This is a genomic window from Bacillus sp. FSL L8-0654 (genome assembly GCF_038629965.1).
In the GTDB taxonomy this organism is placed as follows: domain Bacteria; phylum Bacillota; class Bacilli; order Bacillales; family Bacillaceae; genus Bacillus; species Bacillus safensis.
On record NZ_CP152026.1, the window covers coordinates 845,027 to 867,141 of the forward strand.

17 protein-coding genes, 16 tRNA genes and 3 rRNA genes are annotated in these 22,115 nt (G+C 43.4%); 28 read left to right on the plus strand and 8 right to left on the minus strand.

Annotation, left to right across the window (positions count from 1 at the left end; genetic code table 11):
• Positions 1 to 56 precede the first annotated feature (56 nt).
• Together MHH65_RS04170 and MHH65_RS04175 are read left to right on the plus strand one after the other, a co-directional pair.
• On the plus strand, positions 57 to 1,058 hold the full coding sequence (locus MHH65_RS04170; RefSeq protein ID WP_061110605.1) for an ABC transporter permease: 1,002 nt from the start codon (positions 57 to 59) through the stop codon (positions 1,056 to 1,058).
• 17 nt (positions 1,059 to 1,075) lie between these two features.
• Positions 1,076 to 1,972 (plus strand): ABC transporter permease, encoded by an 897-nt coding sequence (locus tag MHH65_RS04175; RefSeq protein WP_025093464.1) that lies wholly within the window; start codon positions 1,076 to 1,078, stop codon positions 1,970 to 1,972.
• A 222-nt stretch (positions 1,973 to 2,194) separates the two neighbouring features.
• Here MHH65_RS04175 and MHH65_RS04180 read toward each other — a convergent pair whose 3' ends face one another.
• Positions 2,195 to 3,268 (minus strand): aromatic acid exporter family protein, encoded by a 1,074-nt coding sequence (locus MHH65_RS04180; protein WP_034284217.1) that lies wholly within the window; start codon positions 3,266 to 3,268, stop codon positions 2,195 to 2,197.
• 247 nt (positions 3,269 to 3,515) lie between these two features.
• Positions 3,516 to 4,811 carry a glutamate-1-semialdehyde 2,1-aminomutase gene (locus tag MHH65_RS04185; protein WP_075622604.1) on the minus strand — a complete coding sequence of 432 codons (1,296 nt, stop codon included), beginning with the start codon at positions 4,809 to 4,811 and terminating at the stop codon, positions 3,516 to 3,518.
• A 129-nt stretch (positions 4,812 to 4,940) separates the two neighbouring features.
• On the opposite strand from MHH65_RS04185, the gene bcp reads away from it, so the two are divergent.
• A complete protein-coding gene (gene bcp, locus MHH65_RS04190) occupies positions 4,941 to 5,408 on the plus strand; it encodes a thioredoxin-dependent thiol peroxidase (protein ID WP_268413778.1) in 468 nt (155 codons plus the stop codon).
• A 157-nt stretch (positions 5,409 to 5,565) separates the two neighbouring features.
• Positions 5,566 to 6,003: a peroxide-responsive transcriptional repressor PerR gene (perR, locus tag MHH65_RS04195; protein ID WP_012009347.1), complete on the plus strand. Its 438-nt coding sequence runs from the start codon at positions 5,566 to 5,568 to the stop codon at positions 6,001 to 6,003.
• A 35-nt stretch (positions 6,004 to 6,038) separates the two neighbouring features.
• Here the strand turns inward: perR and MHH65_RS04200 are convergent, their stop codons facing one another.
• On the minus strand, positions 6,039 to 6,386 hold the full coding sequence (locus MHH65_RS04200) for a YgzB family protein (protein WP_024425201.1): 348 nt from the start codon (positions 6,384 to 6,386) through the stop codon (positions 6,039 to 6,041).
• A 189-nt stretch (positions 6,387 to 6,575) separates the two neighbouring features.
• On the opposite strand from MHH65_RS04200, the gene MHH65_RS04205 reads away from it, so the two are divergent.
• The 23 genes from MHH65_RS04205 (at position 6,576) to MHH65_RS04315 (ending at position 16,793) form a co-directional block, all read left to right on the plus strand.
• Positions 6,576 to 7,454: a nucleotidyltransferase-like protein gene (locus tag MHH65_RS04205; RefSeq protein WP_065215158.1), complete on the plus strand. Its 879-nt coding sequence runs from the start codon at positions 6,576 to 6,578 to the stop codon at positions 7,452 to 7,454.
• 316 nt (positions 7,455 to 7,770) lie between these two features.
• Positions 7,771 to 9,319, plus strand: a 16S ribosomal RNA gene (locus MHH65_RS04210).
• Positions 9,320 to 9,501: 182 nt separating this feature from the next.
• A 23S ribosomal RNA gene (locus tag MHH65_RS04215) occupies positions 9,502 to 12,432 on the plus strand.
• Between the two features lie 109 nt (positions 12,433 to 12,541).
• Positions 12,542 to 12,657: ribosomal RNA gene (gene rrf, locus MHH65_RS04220) — 5S ribosomal RNA — on the plus strand.
• Together the 16S, 23S and 5S rRNA genes with 16 tRNA genes alongside form the textbook arrangement of a ribosomal RNA operon.
• A gap of 9 nt (positions 12,658 to 12,666) precedes the next feature.
• A tRNA-Asn gene (locus MHH65_RS04225) sits at positions 12,667 to 12,741 on the plus strand.
• Between the two features lie 4 nt (positions 12,742 to 12,745).
• Positions 12,746 to 12,836: transfer RNA gene (locus MHH65_RS04230), tRNA-Ser, on the plus strand.
• 17 nt (positions 12,837 to 12,853) lie between these two features.
• Positions 12,854 to 12,928, plus strand: a tRNA-Glu gene (locus MHH65_RS04235).
• A 33-nt stretch (positions 12,929 to 12,961) separates the two neighbouring features.
• Positions 12,962 to 13,037 (plus strand) — tRNA-Val (locus tag MHH65_RS04240).
• Between the two features lie 15 nt (positions 13,038 to 13,052).
• Positions 13,053 to 13,129 (plus strand) — tRNA-Met (locus MHH65_RS04245).
• Between the two features lie 4 nt (positions 13,130 to 13,133).
• Positions 13,134 to 13,210, plus strand: a tRNA-Asp gene (locus MHH65_RS04250).
• A gap of 18 nt (positions 13,211 to 13,228) precedes the next feature.
• Positions 13,229 to 13,304 (plus strand) — tRNA-Phe (locus MHH65_RS04255).
• A gap of 6 nt (positions 13,305 to 13,310) precedes the next feature.
• A tRNA-Thr gene (locus tag MHH65_RS04260) sits at positions 13,311 to 13,383 on the plus strand.
• A gap of 15 nt (positions 13,384 to 13,398) precedes the next feature.
• Positions 13,399 to 13,483, plus strand: a tRNA-Tyr gene (locus MHH65_RS04265).
• Positions 13,484 to 13,497: 14 nt separating this feature from the next.
• Positions 13,498 to 13,571, plus strand: a tRNA-Trp gene (locus MHH65_RS04270).
• 30 nt (positions 13,572 to 13,601) lie between these two features.
• Positions 13,602 to 13,677, plus strand: a tRNA-His gene (locus tag MHH65_RS04275).
• A gap of 9 nt (positions 13,678 to 13,686) precedes the next feature.
• Positions 13,687 to 13,758 (plus strand) — tRNA-Gln (locus MHH65_RS04280).
• Positions 13,759 to 13,765: 7 nt separating this feature from the next.
• A tRNA-Gly gene (locus MHH65_RS04285) sits at positions 13,766 to 13,840 on the plus strand.
• 5 nt (positions 13,841 to 13,845) lie between these two features.
• Positions 13,846 to 13,916 (plus strand) — tRNA-Cys (locus tag MHH65_RS04290).
• Positions 13,917 to 13,930: 14 nt separating this feature from the next.
• Positions 13,931 to 14,019 (plus strand) — tRNA-Leu (locus MHH65_RS04295).
• A 36-nt stretch (positions 14,020 to 14,055) separates the two neighbouring features.
• Positions 14,056 to 14,137, plus strand: a tRNA-Leu gene (locus MHH65_RS04300).
• 290 nt (positions 14,138 to 14,427) lie between these two features.
• Complete coding sequence (locus MHH65_RS04305) at positions 14,428 to 14,853, plus strand: hypothetical protein (protein ID WP_041116888.1); 426 nt, start codon at positions 14,428 to 14,430, stop codon at positions 14,851 to 14,853.
• A gap of 422 nt (positions 14,854 to 15,275) precedes the next feature.
• Complete coding sequence (locus MHH65_RS04310; RefSeq protein WP_098677261.1) at positions 15,276 to 16,070, plus strand: phosphotransferase; 795 nt, start codon at positions 15,276 to 15,278, stop codon at positions 16,068 to 16,070.
• Between the two features lie 18 nt (positions 16,071 to 16,088).
• Positions 16,089 to 16,793: a hypothetical protein gene (locus MHH65_RS04315; protein WP_098677265.1), complete on the plus strand. Its 705-nt coding sequence runs from the start codon at positions 16,089 to 16,091 to the stop codon at positions 16,791 to 16,793.
• Between the two features lie 34 nt (positions 16,794 to 16,827).
• On the opposite strand, the gene MHH65_RS04320 is transcribed toward MHH65_RS04315, so the two are convergent.
• The 5 genes from MHH65_RS04320 to MHH65_RS04340 form a co-directional block, all read right to left on the minus strand.
• Positions 16,828 to 17,370, minus strand: coding sequence for a histidine phosphatase family protein (locus MHH65_RS04320; RefSeq protein ID WP_034282317.1), 543 nt, complete (start codon positions 17,368 to 17,370; stop codon positions 16,828 to 16,830).
• Positions 17,371 to 17,432: 62 nt separating this feature from the next.
• Positions 17,433 to 17,630: a hypothetical protein gene (locus MHH65_RS04325; RefSeq protein WP_034282315.1), complete on the minus strand. Its 198-nt coding sequence runs from the start codon at positions 17,628 to 17,630 to the stop codon at positions 17,433 to 17,435.
• A gap of 142 nt (positions 17,631 to 17,772) precedes the next feature.
• Positions 17,773 to 18,042, minus strand: coding sequence for a hypothetical protein (locus MHH65_RS04330; protein ID WP_061109579.1), 270 nt, complete (start codon positions 18,040 to 18,042; stop codon positions 17,773 to 17,775).
• A gap of 65 nt (positions 18,043 to 18,107) precedes the next feature.
• Positions 18,108 to 18,797, minus strand: a complete 690-nt coding sequence (locus MHH65_RS04335) for a DUF1963 domain-containing protein (protein ID WP_098677262.1) — start codon at positions 18,795 to 18,797, stop codon at positions 18,108 to 18,110.
• Between the two features lie 18 nt (positions 18,798 to 18,815).
• Positions 18,816 to 19,619 carry a DUF2262 domain-containing protein gene (locus MHH65_RS04340; protein ID WP_034282311.1) on the minus strand — a complete coding sequence of 268 codons (804 nt, stop codon included), beginning with the start codon at positions 19,617 to 19,619 and terminating at the stop codon, positions 18,816 to 18,818.
• Between the two features lie 540 nt (positions 19,620 to 20,159).
• Between MHH65_RS04340 and MHH65_RS04345 the strand changes: the two genes are divergently transcribed.
• Complete coding sequence (locus MHH65_RS04345; protein WP_024427404.1) at positions 20,160 to 22,103, plus strand: LTA synthase family protein; 1,944 nt, start codon at positions 20,160 to 20,162, stop codon at positions 22,101 to 22,103.
• The last annotated feature ends 12 nt before the right edge of the window (positions 22,104 to 22,115 follow it).

Sequence of the window (22,115 nt, forward strand, 5' to 3'; positions counted from 1 at the left end):
TCAGGGAGATCTTGTATCTCCCTGATTCAAACAAAGAAAAAGGCGGTGAAAGCTGTTTGTTTGCTTATTGTATGAAGCGGGCAGGAATGCTCATCCCAGTACTCATCGGAATGACATTGGTCGTGTTTTCAATTATTCGTTTTATACCTGGAAATCCAGCGCAGGTCATCTTAGGACAGCGGGCAACGAAAGAGGCAGTAGAACAATTAACGATCCAGCTCGGTTTAGATCAGCCATGGTACGTTCAATACGGTCATTATATGCTTGGCCTTTTAAAAGGGGATTTAGGAACTTCCATTCGAACAGGAGCGGCTATTGCCCAGGAAATGAAGCCCTACTTATTTGCGACGTTAGAATTGACCTTTTTTGCCATGGTGCTGGCGATTGTGGTGGGAGTGAATGCCGGAATCATTAGTGCTTGGTTTAAGCATTCTTTCTTTGATTATGCCGCGATGTTTATTGCACTCATCGGAGTGTCCATGCCGATTTTCTGGTTAGGCTTAATGGGGCAGTGGCTGTTCTCGATCGAATTAGGTATTTTGCCGACAACAGGCCGAGAAGATGTAAGGAATCCAGTCGAGTCGATCACGTATATTCATACACTGGACACGCTTTTGCAAGGCCGGTTTGATCAATTCGCTGACAGCATCAAGCATTTGATCTTACCAAGTACAGCACTCGCAACAATTCCTGCTGCGATTATTGCGAGAATTACAAGGGCAAGTATGCTGGAAGTGCTTCATTCCGACTTTATTCGAACAGCAAAAGCAAAAGGAGTACGTTCATTTTTTATCATTTATCAGCATGGCCTGAAAAATGCGCTCATTCCGGTCTTGACGATTATTGGTCTTCAGACGGGCCTCTTGCTTGGTGGAGCGATTTTAACAGAAACCATTTTTGCTTGGCCGGGAATCGGACGGTATATATATGACGCCATCAGTTATCGCGATTACCCAGTCATTCAAACAGGTATTCTTGTCGTTGCGCTTATATTTGTCCTGATCAATTTCGTTGTGGACATCTTGTATGCGGTCATTGATCCAAGGATTAAATATTAGGGAGGGAGAGTGACAATATGGAAGCACAAAAAGAGCTTGAACCACCTCAGCCAAAAGATGAACGCTCTCAATCATTGATTCTTGAATCAATGAAGCAGTTCTTTCAGCATAAGCTGGCGGTCATTGGCAGTGTGATTGTCTTTTTATTTCTGATCCTAGCAATCTTTGCACCGCTCATTGCTCCTTATGGAATCAATGAACAATCACTCGGTGAGCGATTTAGTGCCCCTTCAGCTGCACACTGGTTTGGTACGGATGATTTCGGCAGAGATATATTTTCAAGAGTTGTGCATGGAGCACGGATTTCCTTATGGGTCGGCTTCTTCTCGGTCCTCGGGTCTGTCATTTTAGGCACACTGCTTGGATTGATAGCAGGCTATGGCGGAAGAGTGCTAGATGCTGTGATCTCTAGATTGTTTGATATTTTACTTGCTTTTCCTAGCATTCTATTAGCGATTGCTATTGTCTCCATTCTAGGCCCCTCCTTACAAAATGCCCTTATTGCCATTGCGATTATTAATGTCCCAACCTTTGGACGGCTCGTTCGTTCAAAAGTGCTGAGTATTAAACAAGAAGAATACGTGCTGGCAGCAAAGGCGGTGGGGATGTCACACCGCCGCATCGTACTGCGTCACATTCTGCCAAATAGTATGGTGCCAGTCATCGTACAGGCAACGCTAGCAATCGGAACCGCAATTATTGAGGCAGCCGCTTTAGGCTTTTTAGGGTTAGGTGCACAGGCGCCAAGTCCAGAATGGGGGAAAATGCTCGCCGATGCGAGACCTTATCTCGTTCAAGCCCCTTGGACATTATTCTTCCCAGGGATAGCGATCATGCTGACGGTTCTAGGCTTTAACCTGATGGGGGATGGATTAAGAGATACACTAGATCCTAAAATGAAGAAAATAAAATAAGACCGATTCTCAGAATCGGTCTCAGCGCGCAGGTAAACCCTCGCATTCGGTGTCAGTCCTGCGTGCCGGTGCTCACGAATACCAATTCGCTCCGCTCCTCGTTCTTCCTAGACTGCAAAGGTTTTCAGGTCACGCTGAAAAGATGACAAAGAGCTAAAATCAAGATCATTTTAGCTCTTTGTCAACAATTTAAGACCGATTCTAGGAATCGGTCTTTTCTGTTTATGCTTCTTTTTCTTCTGTCTCAATTTCACTATCTTTTGGGTGATACGTCTGGAAGCTTGTAATCAATGTATCTAAATGCTCTAATTCATCACGGTATTCGATGATGCTGGACATGACATTCAGCATATTGTAATCGAGCAAGTCGTTTTCTTGGTTTTGCTGATGCTGAATAAATGATTTCGTTAACGTCTCAAGGCGAAGAGAGCATTCATTTTGAAATTCATCGTCCTGCGGCTTCATTTTTCCGACGAATTTCATCAAGGTGCGCTCATGCCAATACAATAAATAATCAATTTCATCCGTTAAGCTTTCCCTGAAATGCTCTGGCATCAAATGAATTTCATTTTCTAATTTATGAAGCTTTTTCAGCAAATACAGAGCGCGATTCGATGTCATAATGGCCTGCCTGAACAAAACAAGCTTTCTTGATTTGACATACGTGGTTTTCTTTAAATAGCTTCGTTCTTCTTTGTATAGCAAGTAAATATGATCTAATTTGATCATGCGTTCTTTTATTTGATCGATGTCATCCTTTAATGTGGAATGATCAGTAGACTGTCTGGAGCTCAGACGGATCCATTTTAAAATCTCCTCCGTATTTTCCATAATGTGATGAACAAGCTTTGTTTCATATTTTGGCGGCAGGAAGATTAAATTCACTAAAAATGAAGAAAGAACTCCTAACACCACAGTAGCTGTTCGGATTAGGGCAAAGGAAAGGAAATGATCCCCTGCACTTTCTAAAATCGCGATGACGGTTACAAGTGCAATCGGAATCGTGTGTTCAATCTTCAGCTTTAAATTAATGGCGATGACCATGACGGCGGTTAAACCGATAATGACTGGTCCTGTGCCAAAAAGCAGACCGAACGTAATGGCAAGCGCTGCTCCAATAATATTGGCTTGCACTTGATCAACAATGGTTAAAAAAGATCGATAAATAGATGGCTGGATAGCAAATACAGCTGCAATTCCCGCGAAGACGGGCGTTGGCAACCCAAGCCATGTTGCCAGGTAAAGCGCGAGTACAATGGCAATACCAGTTTTTAAAATACGGGCTCCAAGTTTCATTGGTTTTGTCCCTGCATTCCTTTCTTTTCGATAATAGATGATCACTCGTCATTTATCATTCATATTTTGATGAAACAACTAAGTAATATACAGCGGTCTTCCGAAATATTCAAGTGATTTTTGAAAGTTCATGAAAACATCAAAAGAAGGTATTGAGAAGAAATGTAACAGATTCGCACGCTTTTGACAAACAAGAGCTGGTAAATAAAAAAACAGGCGCATGTTTTTACGCCTGTTTGGGACTTCATTATGATTGTTTCAGCTGTGCAAATGCATGATCTACTGCTTGCAGCGTCTCAGAAATATCTTTTTCAGTATGTGCGATCGTTAAGAACCAAGCTTCATATTTAGAAGGAGCGAGGTTAATGCCTTGCGCGAGCATTAATTTGAAGAAACGGGCAAACATTTCGCCATCCGTATTTTCAGCCTGCTCGTAGTTCACAATCGTTTCTGTTGTGAAATAAATTGTGAGCGCTCCTTTTAAGCGATTCACTGTAATATCTACTTGATGCTTTTTGGCATGGGCTAAAATGCCTTCTTCTAACATAGCGCCAAGCTGATCAAGACGCTCGTAAACGCCGTCTTCTTTTAACAATTCCAAGCAGGCAATACCTGAAAGAATGGATGCAGGGTTTCCTGCCATTGTGCCAGCTTGATAGGCTGGTCCAAGCGGGGCAACTTGTTCCATAATTTCTTTTTTACCGCCGTAAGCGCCGATAGGAAGTCCGCCGCCAATAATTTTTCCTAATGCAGTGAGGTCAGGTTTTACTTGAAGCAAATCCTGTGCACCGCCATACATAAAGCGGAAAGCGGTAATGACTTCATCATAAATCACCAGTGCGCCTTTTTCATGTGTGAGGTCATTGACCTGCTGCAGGAAACCGTCCTTAGGTTCTACGATGCCAAAGTTCCCGACAATTGGTTCGACAAGGACAGCTGCTACTTCATCTCCCCAGCGATCTAATGCTTCTTTATAGCTGTCAATATCATTAAATGGAACGGTAATGACTTCATTGGCGATACTCTTTGGTACGCCCGCGGAATCGGGTGTTCCTAAAGTGGAAGGACCAGAGCCTGCAGCCACTAGCACAAGATCAGAGTGGCCGTGATAGCATCCGGCAAACTTAATGATTTTTGTTCTGCCTGTATATGCGCGAGCCACTCGAATTGTTGTCATCACCGCTTCTGTACCTGAATTGACAAAACGAACTTTGTCTAAAGCAGGCATGGCTTCCTTCAGCATTTTAGCAAAAGTGACTTCATGCTTCGTTGGTGTTCCGTAAAGGACACCTGTTTCAGCCGCTTTCGTGATGGCTTTTGTAATATGCGGGTGGGCATGTCCTGTAATAATTGGACCGTATGCTGCCAGATAATCGATATAGCGGTTTCCGTCAACATCCCAAAAATAAGCGCCTTCTCCTCTTTCCATCGCAACGGGTGAACCGCCGCCTACTGCCTTATATGAACGAGACGGGCTGTTGACACCCCCAACAATGTGCTCCAGCGCCTCTTGATGTAATTTTTCTGATTCTGTGAATTTCATAAATAGCCTCCTATCTCAACGTATCACGTCGTCTATCATTATTTTAACATGCCGATGCAAGCGTCCTTAGTTGAATATCCTTTCAAAATTGGATAGGCTAATTAAAAAATAGGTTGGAGGGATTGTGTCATGACAATCGAAGTAGGGCAGCAAGTACCTTACATTGAATTAACCGGTGACAATGGGGAGAAAGTAAAGCTTTCTGATTTTAAAGGAAAACATATTGTTCTTTATTTCTATCCAAAAGATATGACACCAGGCTGTACAACAGAAGCATGTGATTTCCGCGACCGCTATCAAAGCTTTGCAGAATTAGATGCTGTCATTATCGGCGTAAGCCCAGACAGTCAGGACAAGCACCAAAAATTTAAAGAAAAACACGATTTGCCGTTTCTTCTTCTTGTAGACGATGAACAGAAATTGTCTGAAGCCTTTGGGGTATGGAAGCTGAAAAAGAACTTTGGCAAAGAATATATGGGAATCGAGCGTTCAACGTTTCTGATTAATAAAGAAGGCACGCTTGTGAAAGAATGGCGAAAAGTAAAGGTAAAAGACCACGTAGAGGAAGCGCTTGAGGAATTGAAAGCTCACGCTTAATATCCTCACAGGATGAGATCGGCAATCATGCCGGTCTTTTTTGTAAAGAAGAATAGGTAAAAAAGAGGATTGTAATTGACAAAGTTTCGGCTCTGGGGGTACACTATTTATAAAGATTATAATATAAGAATATTTTTGAAGAGAGGTGCATGATGAAATGGCTGCTCACGAACTAAAAGACGCTTTAGATGCTCTAAAAGAAACCGGTGTTCGAATTACCCCGCAGCGCCATGCCATCTTGGAGTTTCTCGTAAATTCTATGACACACCCAACCGCGGACGATATATATAAAGCACTTGAAGGAAAATTTCCAAATATGAGTGTCGCAACGGTTTACAACAATTTACGAGTCTTCCGGGAATCTGGATTAGTAAAGGAATTAACGTATGGTGATTCCTCAAGCCGATTTGATTTTGCGACATCTGACCACTACCATGCGATTTGTGAAAACTGCGGAAAAATTGTGGACTTTCACTATCCTGGCCTTGATGAAGTTGAACAGCTTGCATCCCATGTGACGGGCTTTAAAGTCAGTCATCATCGCTTGGAGATCTATGGTACTTGTCAAGAATGTGCGAAAAAAGAAAATCATTAATGAAAAAGCTGACCGTTTAAATGGTCAGCTTATTTTTATGACTTTTTTCGATTGTAGGATTCATCAAACTCTTTACCTTCTAATGCTGGATCAAGTGTAAGCGGCTCCCTGCAATGCATGCACATGTCCACCCGTCCAAGCACTTTTGTTTCCTTCTCACAGCCTGGACAAACGACACGTACTGCCTTCGTAGAAAGCATACCAATCCAAAAGTAAACGGCTGTACTTAATCCAATCGATAAGACGCCGAGCAGCATAAAGAAAGTCGACAGCCAGATCGATTCCTTGAAGAACACACCGATATACATGATCAGAAAGCCAACAAAAACCAAACTAAGTGCAAATGTTCTGATTTTATTAATCTTACTGGAGTATTTCGCCATCCCTAGTCCCCCTTATCTCCAATATAGCACATTTTACCTTTCCGTTTGAATTAGTTATAGAGTTTTGTGAATAAATTGCTTATAATGATTCAATGATCTTTTTTCATGTATTGAAGGAATTTTGATTCTATGAGGAGAAATACATAGCATTAGAGAAGAACCTTACACCCGAGTATTGGAGGAATCACTATGGAAAATCTTCTCCGTCCTATTTATCAAGAGAGAGCAAGCCATCCAGACACATTAGCTGTGATTATAGTAGAAAGAAGACATAAAGTATCTTCTGAGACGGATAACTTTGATGCAGCACTTTTGGTCATCGTAAAAGAAGCGGAAGAGCCGTTATTTATCAAGCACTATGAATCCGATCACCAAACAGCTTCTTTAAATGTTGTAACAGATGATCAACTGAAGGAATGGATTACCCTCGGCACTAACCGCCGTATCATCGATTGGATTTTGAATGGAAAAGTCCTGTTTGATCGAAATGAATATATCTTCAACTTAATTGATGAACTAAGTACATTCCCGTTTTCAAACCGCAAGCTCAAAATCGGTTTAGAATATGGCAAGCTCATTCGCAGATATATAGAAGGAAAAGCATTTTTTGAGTCAAATCAATTCCTTGATGCATATAATTCCATTGTGCATGCCCTGCATCACTTAGCACGTATTGAAGTAATTGATAAAGGCTTCCACCCAGAAGTGACCGTTTGGAACCAAGTGCGTCATATGGAGCCGGAAGTATACAAACTTTATTCAGAACTGATTGAAAGCCATGAAAGTCTGCATAAGCGTTTGGAACTTTTATTTTTAGCAAATGATTTTTTGATCCATTCAAAAGCGGAAATTGGTGCCGCTCATTTGCGTCATGTCATGGAACAGAAGGATATATGGCTTTTTGGTGAGCTTCTTGCACACCCTGATCTAAAGTATTTCACGCCTGACCTTAGTGTTATGATTGATTTCTTTGTGGAAAAAGGAATTGTTCAAGTGGAGGCGATTGAGACAAAGGGACAAAAAATCTATCATCGAGGATATTTTGTGAAAAAAGATATTGACGCATGAATATTATGATGGTATATTATTAAACGTCGCTAACGAGCAACTGAGTTGCTTTGAAAGAAAAGCTGACAAAAAGAAATTCTAAAAAACGCTTGACGCACACGGTGCTCAAATGTTATATTAAGAAAGTCGCCTCTGAGCGATAACGAAGATGATCTTTGAAAACTAAACAAGACAAAACGTACCTGTTAATTCGAGTTTTTATAAAAAAATCCTATGAAACTTCATAGGTAGTCAGTCAAACTGGCGAGACAGGAAATGATCACATGCTAAGTTCGCTACATCGTGTAGCAACGCATGTGTGATATGCATCCTGCATACCTCGGAGAGTTTGATCCTGGCTCAGGACGAACGCTGGCGGCGTGCCTAATACATGCAAGTCGAGCGGACAGAAGGGAGCTTGCTCCCGGATGTTAGCGGCGGACGGGTGAGTAACACGTGGGTAACCTGCCTGTAAGACTGGGATAACTCCGGGAAACCGGAGCTAATACCGGATAGTTCCTTGAACCGCATGGTTCAAGGATGAAAGACGGTTTCGGCTGTCACTTACAGATGGACCCGCGGCGCATTAGCTAGTTGGTGGGGTAATGGCTCACCAAGGCGACGATGCGTAGCCGACCTGAGAGGGTGATCGGCCACACTGGGACTGAGACACGGCCCAGACTCCTACGGGAGGCAGCAGTAGGGAATCTTCCGCAATGGACGAAAGTCTGACGGAGCAACGCCGCGTGAGTGATGAAGGTTTTCGGATCGTAAAGCTCTGTTGTTAGGGAAGAACAAGTGCGAGAGTAACTGCTCGCACCTTGACGGTACCTAACCAGAAAGCCACGGCTAACTACGTGCCAGCAGCCGCGGTAATACGTAGGTGGCAAGCGTTGTCCGGAATTATTGGGCGTAAAGGGCTCGCAGGCGGTTTCTTAAGTCTGATGTGAAAGCCCCCGGCTCAACCGGGGAGGGTCATTGGAAACTGGGAAACTTGAGTGCAGAAGAGGAGAGTGGAATTCCACGTGTAGCGGTGAAATGCGTAGAGATGTGGAGGAACACCAGTGGCGAAGGCGACTCTCTGGTCTGTAACTGACGCTGAGGAGCGAAAGCGTGGGGAGCGAACAGGATTAGATACCCTGGTAGTCCACGCCGTAAACGATGAGTGCTAAGTGTTAGGGGGTTTCCGCCCCTTAGTGCTGCAGCTAACGCATTAAGCACTCCGCCTGGGGAGTACGGTCGCAAGACTGAAACTCAAAGGAATTGACGGGGGCCCGCACAAGCGGTGGAGCATGTGGTTTAATTCGAAGCAACGCGAAGAACCTTACCAGGTCTTGACATCCTCTGACAACCCTAGAGATAGGGCTTTCCCTTCGGGGACAGAGTGACAGGTGGTGCATGGTTGTCGTCAGCTCGTGTCGTGAGATGTTGGGTTAAGTCCCGCAACGAGCGCAACCCTTGATCTTAGTTGCCAGCATTCAGTTGGGCACTCTAAGGTGACTGCCGGTGACAAACCGGAGGAAGGTGGGGATGACGTCAAATCATCATGCCCCTTATGACCTGGGCTACACACGTGCTACAATGGACAGAACAAAGGGCTGCAAGACCGCAAGGTTTAGCCAATCCCATAAATCTGTTCTCAGTTCGGATCGCAGTCTGCAACTCGACTGCGTGAAGCTGGAATCGCTAGTAATCGCGGATCAGCATGCCGCGGTGAATACGTTCCCGGGCCTTGTACACACCGCCCGTCACACCACGAGAGTTTGCAACACCCGAAGTCGGTGAGGTAACCTTTATGGAGCCAGCCGCCGAAGGTGGGGCAGATGATTGGGGTGAAGTCGTAACAAGGTAGCCGTATCGGAAGGTGCGGCTGGATCACCTCCTTTCTAAGGATATATGGAGCAGCGTGCGTTTTCGTCTTGTTTAGTTTTGAAGGATCATTCCTTCAAAACATGTCTCTAGCGAGACAGGATTGTTCTTTGAAAACTAGATAACAATAAGTAATACATTCACATTGAATGCAATGCAAAGTTCATCACACATAGTGATTCTTTCTAAAGTAAGAAATGGTTAAGTTAGAAAGGGCGCACGGTGGATGCCTTGGCACTAGGAGCCGATGAAGGACGGGACGAACACCGATATGCTTCGGGGAGCTGTAAGCAAGCTTTGATCCGGAGATTTCCGAATGGGGAAACCCACTGCTCGTAATGGAGTAGTATCCATACTTGAATACATAGAGTATGAGAAGGCATACCCGGGGAACTGAAACATCTAAGTACCCGGAGGAAGAGAAAGCAAATGCGATTCCCTGAGTAGCGGCGAGCGAAACGGGAACAGCCCAAACCAAGAGGCTTGCCTCTTGGGGTTGTAGGACACTCTATACGGAGTTACAAAGGAACGATATAAGCGAAGAGGTCTGGAAAGGCCCGCCAAAGAAGGTAACAGCCCTGTAACTGAAATGTTGTTCTCTCCAGAGTGGATCCTGAGTACGGCGGAACACGTGAAATTCCGTCGGAATCCGGGAGGACCATCTCCCAAGGCTAAATACTCCCTAGTGACCGATAGTGAACCAGTACCGTGAGGGAAAGGTGAAAAGCACCCCGGAAGGGGAGTGAAATAGATCCTGAAACCGTGTGCCTACAAGTAGTCAGAGCCCGTTAACGGGTGATGGCGTGCCTTTTGTAGAATGAACCGGCGAGTTACGATCCCGTGCAAGGTTAAGCAGAAGATGCGGAGCCGCAGCGAAAGCGAGTCTGAATAGGGCGCATGAGTACGTGGTCGTAGACCCGAAACCAGGTGATCTACCCATGTCCAGGGTGAAGTTCAGGTAACACTGAATGGAGGCCCGAACCCACGCACGTTGAAAAGTGCGGGGATGAGGTGTGGGTAGGGGTGAAATGCCAATCGAACCTGGAGATAGCTGGTTCTCTCCGAAATAGCTTTAGGGCTAGCCTCAAGGTAAGAGTCTCGGAGGTAGAGCACTGATTGGACTAGGGGCCCCTACCGGGTTACCGAATTCAGTCAAACTCCGAATGCCGATGACTTATCCTTGGGAGTCAGACTGCGAGTGATAAGATCCGTAGTCGAAAGGGAAACAGCCCAGACCGCCAGCTAAGGTCCCAAAGTATACGTTAAGTGGAAAAGGATGTGGAGTTGCTTAGACAACCAGGATGTTGGCTTAGAAGCAGCCACCATTTAAAGAGTGCGTAATAGCTCACTGGTCGAGTGACTCTGCGCCGAAAATGTACCGGGGCTAAACGTATCACCGAAGCTGCGGACTGTTCTTACGAACAGTGGTAGGAGAGCGTTCTAAGGGCTGTGAAGCCAGACCGGAAGGACTGGTGGAGCGCTTAGAAGTGAGAATGCCGGTATGAGTAGCGAAAGACGGGTGAGAATCCCGTCCACCGAATGCCTAAGGTTTCCTGAGGAAGGCTCGTCCGCTCAGGGTTAGTCGGGACCTAAGCCGAGGCCGAAAGGCGTAGGCGATGGACAACAGGTTGATATTCCTGTACCACCTCCTCACCATTTGAGCAATGGGGGGACGCAGGAGGATAGGGTAAGCGCGGTATTGGATATCCGCGTCCAAGCAGTTAGGCTGGGAAATAGGCAAATCCGTTTCCCGTAAAGGCTGAGCTGTGATGGCGAGCGAAATTTAGTAGCGAAGTTCCTGATTCCACACTGCCAAGAAAAGCCTCTAGCGAGGTGAGAGGTGCCCGTACCGCAAACCGACACAGGTAGGCGAGGAGAGAATCCTAAGGTGATCGAGAGAACTCTCGTTAAGGAACTCGGCAAAATGACCCCGTAACTTCGGGAGAAGGGGTGCTTCTTAGGGTGTTAAAGCCCCGAGAAGCCGCAGTGAATAGGCCCAGGCGACTGTTTAGCAAAAACACAGGTCTCTGCGAAGCCGTAAGGCGAAGTATAGGGGCTGACGCCTGCCCGGTGCTGGAAGGTTAAGAGGAGCGCTTAGCGTAAGCGAAGGTGCGAATTGAAGCCCCAGTAAACGGCGGCCGTAACTATAACGGTCCTAAGGTAGCGAAATTCCTTGTCGGGTAAGTTCCGACCCGCACGAAAGGCGCAACGATCTGGGCACTGTCTCAACGAGAGACTCGGTGAAATTATAGTACCTGTGAAGATGCAGGTTACCCGCGACAGGACGGAAAGACCCCGTGGAGCTTTACTGCAGCCTGATATTGAATGTTGGTACAGCTTGTACAGGATAGGTAGGAGCCTTGGAAACCGGAGCGCTAGCTTCGGTGGAGGCATCGGTGGGATACTACCCTGGCTGTATTGACCTTCTAACCCGCTGCCCTTATCGGGCAGGGAGACAGTGTCAGGTGGGCAGTTTGACTGGGGCGGTCGCCTCCTAAAATGTAACGGAGGCGCCCAAAGGTTCCCTCAGAATGGTTGGAAATCATTCGCAGAGTGTAAAGGCACAAGGGAGCTTGACTGCGAGACCTACAAGTCGAGCAGGGACGAAAGTCGGGCTTAGTGATCCGGTGGTTCCGCATGGAAGGGCCATCGCTCAACGGATAAAAGCTACCCCGGGGATAACAGGCTTATCTCCCCCAAGAGTCCACATCGACGGGGAGGTTTGGCACCTCGATGTCGGCTCATCGCATCCTGGGGCTGTAGTCGGTCCCAAGGGTTGGGCTGTTCGCCCATTAAAGCGGTACGCGAGCTGGGTTCAGAACGTCGTGAGACAGTTCGGTCCCTATCCGTCGCGGGCGCAGGAAATTTGAGAGGAGCTGTCCTTAGTACGAGAGGACCGGGATGGACGCACCGCTGGTGTACCAGTTGTTCTGCCAAGGGCATCGCTGGGTAGCTATGTGCGGACGGGATAAGTGCTGAAAGCATCTAAGCATGAAGCCCCCCTCAAGATGAGATTTCCCATTCCGCAAGGAAGTAAGATCCCTGAAAGATGATCAGGTTGATAGGTCTGAGGTGGAAGCGTGGTGACACGTGGAGCTGACAGATACTAATAGATCGAGGACTTAACCTATATTCTAATGTGAAGCATGAACATTGTTATCTAGTTTTGAGAGAACATTTTTAAAATATCTCTTGATTTATTTTCAATACATAGTATAATATCTTTTGTCACTAAATTGTCTGGTGATGATGGCGAAGAGGTCACACCCGTTCCCATGCCGAACACGGAAGTTAAGCTCTTCAGCGCCGATGGTAGTTGGGGGTTTCCCCCTGTGAGAGTAGGACATCGCCAGGCTTTCTTCATTCCGCAGTAGCTCAGTGGTAGAGCTATCGGCTGTTAACCGATCGGTCGTAGGTTCGAATCCTACCTGCGGAGCCAATTTGGAGAGCTGTCCGAGTGGCCGAAGGAGCACGATTGGAAATCGTGTAGGCGGTAACCCCGTCTCAAGGGTTCGAATCCCTTGCTCTCCGCCACAATTTACATAATAAAGGGCCCGTTGGTCAAGCGGTTAAGACACCGCCCTTTCACGGCGGTAACACGGGTTCGAATCCCGTACGGGTCACCATTTTTATAGAATATACACCAGCATTTTTTATTCGGAGGATTAGCTCAGCTGGGAGAGCATCTGCCTTACAAGCAGAGGGTCGGCGGTTCGAGCCCGTCATCCTCCACCATATCTTTTATATCGTCGCGGGGTGGAGCAGTTCGGTAGCTCGTCGGGCTCATAACCCGAAGGTCGCAGGTTCAAATCCTGCCCCCGCAACCAAAATGGTCCGGTAGTTCAGTTGGTTAGAATGCCTGCCTGTCACGCAGGAGGTCGCGGGTTCGAGTCCCGTCCGGACCGCCATTTTTCAAAAGAATACTTGGCTCGGTAGCTCAGTTGGTAGAGCAACGGACTGAAAATCCGTGTGTCGGCGGTTCGATTCCGTCCCGAGCCACCACTATTTGCCGGTGTAGCTCAACTGGTAGAGCAACTGACTTGTAATCAGTAGGTTGGGGGTTCAAGTCCTCTTGCCGGCACTGTTTTTCAAAAGTGGAGGGGTAGCGAAGTGGCTAAACGCGGCGGACTGTAAATCCGCTCCCTCCGGGTTCGGCGGTTCGAATCCGCCCCCCTCCACCATTTTTTATTTTCATAGGGGCATAGTTTAAAGGTAGAACAGAGGTCTCCAAAACCTCCGGTGTGGGTTCGATTCCTACTGCCCCTGCCAATTTTCTTAATATGATTCATAACATCTATGGCGGTTGTGGCGAAGTGGTTAACGCACCAGATTGTGGCTCTGGCACTCGTGGGTTCGATTCCCATCAATCGCCCCATTTTATTATTGGGCTATAGCCAAGCGGTAAGGCAACGGACTTTGACTCCGTCATGCGTTGGTTCGAATCCAGCTAGCCCAGTTGATGTGCGGAAGTAGTTCAGTGGTAGAACACCACCTTGCCAAGGTGGGGGTCGCGGGTTCGAATCCCGTCTTCCGCTCCAATAATGGCGGCATAGCCAAGTGGTAAGGCAGAGGTCTGCAAAACCTTTATCCCCGGTTCAAATCCGGGTGTCGCCTTTTTTGAAAAGACTGCCGGGGTGGTGGAATTGGCAGACACACAGGACTTAAAATCCTGCGGTAGGTGACTACCGTGCCGGTTCAAGTCCGGCCCTCGGCACCATGTTTTTTAATATAAGATGCGCTCTTTAATGATCATGCCGGTGTGGCGGAATTGGCAGACGCGCACGACTCAAAATCGTGTTCCTCACGGAGTGCCGGTTCGACCCCGGCCACCGGTATCTAGTTTTAGATATTCTTTATTGTCGTCAATTACAGAAGAATTAAGGAATATCAACGTTTAAAACGTCTTTCTACAAATTGTAGGAGGGCGTTTTTTATTTGTTTTTTAGCTGCTTCTTCATACGACAAAATTATTTCAAATCGCGTTCACTGCTGAAAGGGTGAATTAGCTAAGAGGAACATATTAAGGAGATTAACTTTTACTTTATTGATGGTTGTCTTATTATTAAACTAAAGGGGCAGGATAATTGAAGAAGGATTGGATAAATTGTACACAAGAGGTGTTGTAATGATTACGGTTAAAAATGCTGAAAGTTATCTTAAAGATAGCATTAGTGAAGATAACGATGATATAAAAAAGGTTTGGGAAACATTTAAGGCTTTTTCAAAGGAGACAGTTGAGGGCGAAGAAGATAAAGAAATTTTATTTCAGTGTGGTGTCTATGATTTTACAGGAGAGGAACTATTTCATTTTGACTTTGTACGTCAGTTTACAGTTTATGAAGAAGATGATTATTCTCACATGGAACAACTACACTGTGAATTTTTATTTAAACCAACAAGCGAGTTAAAAAAGTTAAAGGTGGTAGAAGAATGGTCAATGGATTATGACGATATCGATCATTTTTTTAATCATATTGAAAGTATTCATGAGTTTAAAATACCTTTGAGTTTAAAGCCGATAAAATCAGAAATATATCAGGAAGAACTTTAATTCTTTTCATTAACAGGGGCTTTACTTTAAGAGGGTATACCTTGCCTTTTTAGAATAATTTATCACGGAGTGCTGGTTCGACCCCGGCCACCGGTATCTTTTAAAATTTTCATGATTGGTTTTTCCATGAACCTAACGTTTCACCCTCGTGGTAAAACGTTTTTTTGTGGTTTAAATGAGTTATTTAGATAAAAAATAGGAACCTATTAGAAAATAATGAGTATGTACTTCTTTTGGCAGAATAATCTTTAGATGATTTGCAACATTTGATAAGATACATTTAACCATGTAAGGAAACAAAATGGAGCAGCACATTCACATAAAACAGTTGTACTACCTTTGAGTAACTAAATGAATATTTGTGGGTACATACACATCTTTAGCTGACATCAACATGGTGACCCAGTTTGAGGGGAGAATTTATGAAAAAACAAAATGATCATGAGGAGTTATTGACAGGTGGCAATGTCTCGAACGTATTTCGTTCTGGAGATACGGTTCGTCGAGAAGTAAAGTCAGACAATATCAATATACGAAAGCTGCTAAAGCATTTAGAAAAAAAGAATTTCTCCTATGCTCCAAAGTTTTTAGGGGTTGATGAACAAGGTAGAGAGGTATTGTCCTTTATTGATGGCGTGGCAGGTCATGATCCTTTAAAAGAATACATGTGTACTCACGATGTTTTAAAAGAAATAGCGAGCATGTTAAGGCTTTATCATGATGCTGTTCAGGACTTCTCCATTTCAGATGATTGGGAACGAATGGACAATACGCCTAACAACATAGAGGTTGTTTGCCATAATGATTTTGCGATGTACAACATCATTTTCAAGGATAAAAAACCAGTAGGGATTATTGATTTTGATGTAGCTGCTCCTGGTCCAAGGCTTTGGGATATCGCATATACCCTTTATACATGTGTGCCTCTCAGTAGATTTTTTCGCACTGAAACAGGGGAGGTCGTGAATTATCTTTCATTAGACCATGCAGACCAGATAAAGCATAGAGTCAAACTGTTTTTTGAATCTTATGGCGAGGAAATAGCAGAAGATTATTTGGATATGGTGCTGCTTCGTTTAGAAGGGTTATGTCAGTATATGAAACGACAAGCGTGTGAGGGTGATATCGCTTTTCAAAACATGATTCAAGAAGGACATCTTGAACATTATCAAAAAGACATTCAATTTATTCATGAACATAGAAAAGAATGGATGTAAAGAGGCGGCGTTGTGATCATGCAAACGAAGACGATATTACAGGCTATTATTCAAGACGAGGGAGTAAATGATTATCCTCTTTTTAGACAGTACTGTGTGAGAAAAGAACAGGGCCTGCGTAAAGATGCGCTAAAAGTTCTTCAGGCCTTTATTGAAGAGATGAAAGAGAACGATTTTGAAGAACAGCGTGAATTTGCTGCTTGGCTGTTTGAGTGGATTGAACGGTTTGAGGATGGTCATCATCTGCTTGTGTATCCGCTGGTAAATGGGGTGATCCAGCCTGTTTTTCAAACGTGGGAGAAAGTTGACCCATTGGATGTAAGACTGTATCGCTGGCAAGGTTTGTTTGTACATCAGGGAGAAGGGCTGCCTCATTTATTGAAGGCACTAGAGCTTGGGGGCAGCAAGGAACAGCGTGTGATTGTTCAAATTTGTGAAATCTATTTATCGGCCTTGTGGTATTCGTTTCACCATATACATGAAGATCTTTATTTAAGCACCTATGAGAAGGATCAAGAGAGAATTCAAGGGATTGAAAATGTTATGATACTGATTCAAGATCAAAGAACTCGTACGAATGTTCAAAAACAAGCTGTCTATTATGGCCAGCTTTTAACGGATTGGATGGCATTTCAGCAGACGGAGACAAGAGGCTTTATGACATGGTGTGCGGAGCGTAAAAGGCCGTATGAGTGGGTAGAGGCATTTTATTATCAGCAATAGATGAGAAAACGGCAGAGTTCATTCTGCCGTTTTTTTAATGCCATATTCGCTTTGTTTCTATATGATCTGGACTAAAATATTTCAGAATATAGACATCTGGATTGCTTAGTTTCTTCCACTCCTCGAATCCAATCGTTGGATCAGCGTGTTTAAGAAGCAGGCTCATGATATTGCCATGTGTGACGAATAGGGTATGATCTTTTTCTAATTTTATTTGTTCGTGTAGTGCTTCTACAATACGATTCATGGCTTCTTGGCTCGATTCTCCGCCTTCACAGGTCATATGTAAGTCTGTAAAACTGAGCTTTAGCTTCTCAAACCAATCGTCTATTGGTTTGCTGCTTAATACACGTTCAGAGAGGCGCTGATCGATTTTTATCTCGAGCTGTTTTGCATGAGCAAGGGGCTCAGTAGTTTGGATCGCTCGTTTATAAGGACTTGAGATAATTTGATTGAGATGAATGCTGGAAAAAAACTGTGCCAGTTCATGAGATTGAGTGATGCCTTGTGGTGTTAAAGCTGCAGCTTTAGATTGTCCATCTGCTTGGCAGTGTCTGACGATATAATATGTTTTCATTGGATACACCTTTCATTGAGTATAAAAAAATCATCCAGTATTGGATGAGGATTTACGAAGATCTAGGTAAGCTTGTTCGTATCTGTTTCTTTATAGGGATCTGTGAGCTTGGAGGTCAGGTCTAGGTTGAACAAAAAATCATCGACGGTGTCTGTGCCAAAGGGAAGTGTGGAGAAGTTGACTGGGATGCTGTCTTCTTGCTTTTCTGAAGTGATTTGCTGTGCAGGCTGCTTTTTTCTCCAGTTCTTAAATAAGCGCATGTGAGGCCCCCTTTTCTTTGAAAAAGATGGATTTATACATAATATACGGGGAGAGTTGTCCAGGCGTCAAATGTTTTCTTCAAAAGGAACGATTCTATTAATAAAACAAGAGCCACAGGAAAGTGCGGCTCTTGTTGTCAGTTTAGAATGCGCGTTGTAATGCTTGCAGTAATTTACGTTCGCATCTTAAGTTGTATCGCTTCTTATGGAGTTTCTCCGTTTTAAACCTGCCTATGACACGTCGAACATCGGGATCATAAATGATGAGCTCCCTGCAAGTTTGTTCATGTAATAGTGCTTGAAACCAGCTATATTTTTTGAGATGTGCTGCGTTCCTCGAGATCTCCTCTTCATCCACTTGTAGAAAAGGGATATACACAGCAAGTGAAAAGATGTCTAGAATGAATCCCATTTTGCTGCCTCCTTTCATTGTTACTCATTACGTTTAGGAGAAGGCGAGGTTTCATTCAATAAACGTTAAAAACAATCCCAGTGCATAAACCATTCTTTTGATTCTTGGTCATAATAGAAATACATCGTGCCGTTATCACCAATCATGAAACGAGGTTTTTCTTCTGAGGCGATTTGGAGCATGAATTCGCCTTGTTGTTGATGGGGCGGGGATTGAATATACGCCCCATATCCGCCGATTTTTGTGAACGAATAATTTGTGTATTGATTAAAGAAGTGGTTTGTCGCTTCTTCACTTTCGTTTACTTCTGATAAATCGACATATGACCATGCCTCTTCCCAGCAAGGGAAGTCCCTTTGCTCACTTTCGTTCCATTGGATTTGAAAGGGTTTGGGTCCTCTCACTTCTTCAGGAGTCTCAGCTACTTCTAAACCTTCGATTGATGAATATTCAATGAGCTTCCAGCCTTCGCCGTTTTTGGTGATATCAATCGGAAGTGTATTCTGATTAAGAAAAATTTGAATCAGCTTACATTCATTGAAGCCGTTCATTCCTCCTGGCACTTCTGGTAAATAAATTTGTAAAATCGGAATCATGGCTCCATCTTGATCTATCGGCCAGCCTTGATTAGGATCGATGAAAAAATGGCCTGCAAACCAGCTGTGTACAGCTGGATCAGGACGGAAGCCGCCAATTTTGGCGATGGCTGGCGTTTTCCCGATTAGATTTAATTCTTGAAAAGCTTTGATTTCCATGGGTTATTCCTCCAGCCTTTAGCCTGCAATATGTGCATCATGAAATGTGCCATTTATATTTCCTTTGACAATAATGACATGCCCCCAAAATAAATCACCGTCATGATAGTAGACTTCAAACTCTCCCTCAGGGTAAACATGCAGGCTTTCAAGTGAAATGCGGCTTATAAATTGATTCATTGTGAGTTCTTCTTGCTCTTCAGCTGATTCGTCTTGTTCCTGCCAATCCTTTGCTAGATCTATCAGCTGATTCGCGGCAAATGATTTAATAGAAGAATCCCATTTGGCCTGTTCTTGCATGAGGTGGTTTGCTGTTCGAAGAGAGTCATTTATTTTTTCATCTTCTTCGAGGTTAAAGTAGAGAAGGCACTCTTCATTGCTCCATTGGATCGTTTTTTCAAATAAGTCTAGTCCTTTTACTAACTCAAAGGTTCCAAGTATGTCATCATGATAATACACAGGCTTTTGGGCTTCTTCTAAAATTTCTTGAAGCGCTTGATCCTGTGTATCTGTATCAATCAAAGATACAAGCATGAATTCACCTTCGCCTTTTCGGACCTGAAGTGTAACGATTGATTCTTTATGTAATTGTGCCTGTTTTTCCCTTAATCCCTCGTCATCTGTTAACCAGCAAAGTCTTACATTTTCGGTTATGATATGGCCGTTTTCTTTCCAAGCAATCAGTGGAATAGAAGCGGTCCAAAGAGGTGCCTGTCCTGCTTTTCCTGCACCTACGCCAGAAGGTCCTGTAACAGCAATGATAGTGACTACATCTTCTGAAAATCTCTTTTCAAAAGTGTTGATTTGTTTGTTCATCTTCATGTGATTTCCTCCAGCCTGATTTTTTTGTCATGAACATATAAGTGTTGTGATCAAGTTCTACCTCTTTATCACACCGCACATCAGTAGGGGAAATCAAGCTTTTTTTGATTTAAACTGTTTTTTTAGGAAGTACATGGATTAATGGAGGTTGAGTCACAATAAAAGAAGCATGGATCGAATTTTGTATAAATTTGGGTAAATGAGTCGAAAAGCCTAGGTGATTCTTCCTTTTCTTTATAATTACTTTGACACGAATAGATGAAAAAAGTAAAGTAATACTGAGTGATTTACAAAACCTTCTTCATCCACTAAAACATGAAGTGTGCGTAAATTTAATGTAAATGGATATTTTTCCTTTTATTTACTCGTATTTTTTTTGAAACTTATGATGCTTCTCATTCGTTATATTAAAGGAGCGCATGTATCCGGCGGAGACAGAGCATCGGCATGCTTGGCGAAGAAGATTTACATTTGCAAAATGAATGTAAATTTTTTATGATTTCATTTATATCAGAACGATGATAAGAAAGAAGAGGTTTTATGAAAAAAATATTTGCAAACAAATATAGCTTTTTTGTTTTGGCTGTCCTTTTATTCTGGGCAAAATCGTACACAGCCTACAAAATGGACTTTAATTTAGGAGTAAAAGGTTCTTTTCAAGAGGGGCTTCTCTTATTGAATCCATTTAGCTCAGCCATCGTGTTTTTTGGACTTGCTCTCTTTTTGAAGGGGCGTAAATCTGCCATTGTTTTAATTGTTATTGATTTTATTATGACCGCACTTTTATATGCAAATGTAGCGTATTACCGTTTCTTTGATGACTTTTTGACTTTCTCAACAATGAAGCAGGCAGGAAATCTTGGGGGAGGCATGACTGGCGGTGTGTTAGCAAGCATTAAGCCGCATGACCTTTTATACTTCCTTGATATTATCATCTTGATTGCGATTGTCATTTGGAGACCAGAAGTGAAGAAGTTCCAAATGAAAAAGACGTTTGCACTGCTGATTGTAGCTGCAGGTATTGGACTGTTCTTTGTAAACCTTCATTTGGCTGAAAAGGATCGTCCAGAATTATTAACAAGAACCTTTGATCATAAGTATGTTGTCAAATACTTAGGTGTTTATAATTATACGATTTATGACGGGGTACAAGCAGCACAAAACGCAACACAGGTAGCCAATGCAAGCAGTGAAGATTTAACGGATGTTGTGAACTATACGTCTTCTCACTATGCGAAGCCAAATGCAGAGTATTTTGGGAAAGCAAAAGGCAAAAACATTATTAAAATTCATTTAGAAAGCTTTCAGTCTTTCTTAATCGACTACAAATTAAATGGAGAAGAAGTGACTCCATTCTTAAACAAGCTGGCTCATGGGAAAGACGACTTTACGTATTTCGATAACTTCTTCCATCAGACTGGTCAAGGGAAGACATCAGATGCTGAGCTGATGATGGATAATAGTATGTTTGGCTTGCCAGAGGGAGCAGCATTTGTGACAAAGGGTGAAAATACCTTCCAATCACTACCTGCCATCCTAGATCAAAAAGCAGGCTATACGAGTGCAGTGCTTCACGGGGACTATAAATCTTTCTGGAACCGTGACACGATTTATAAACATATGGGAATTGATCAATTCTTTGATGCTTCCTATTACAACATGGATGAAGAAAACCTTGTGAATATGGGTCTTAAGGATAAACCGTTCTTCAAAGAATCAATTCCAATGCTAGAATCAATGAAAAAGCCATTTTATGCACATTTAATGACACTGACAAATCACTATCCATTTAATTTAGATGAAAAAGATGCGACAATCGCTAAGGCAACAACTGGCGATAAAACAGTCGATAACTATTTCCAAACAGCAAGATATTTAGATGAGTCATTAGAGCAATTCTTCAAAGACTTGAAAAAATCAGGTATGTATAAAGACTCAGTCATTTTATTATATGGTGACCATAACGGTATTTCTGAGAACCATAACCGTGCAATGAGTGAAATTCAAGGGAAAGAAATCACTCCTTATCAAAATGCACAAAACCAGCGTGTTCCGCTTATGATACGTATTCCTGGTAAGAAGGGCGGCGTGAACCATACGTATGGTGGTGAAGTCGACGTTATGCCAACACTTCTTCACTTACAAGGTATCGATTCAAATGAATTCGTGAATTTTGGAACAGACTTATTCTCTAAAAAGCATGATGAGACTGTTGCCTTCCGTAATGGAAACTATGTGACACCGAAATATACACTTGTCGATAATACCGTTTATGATACGAAAACGGGTAAAGTGGTGAAACAAAATAAAAAGACAGAGGCGATTAAAGCCCGTGTTGATAATCAGTTAAGTCTTTCAGATAAAGTGCTCTATAGGGATCTACTTCGATTCCATAAGTTATCTGATTTCAAACCAGTGAATCCATCGGATTATTTCTATGGTAAAGCAAACAAAGAAAAAGAAGCGGATTCTTCTGCTAACTAACTGAGTTTTGGG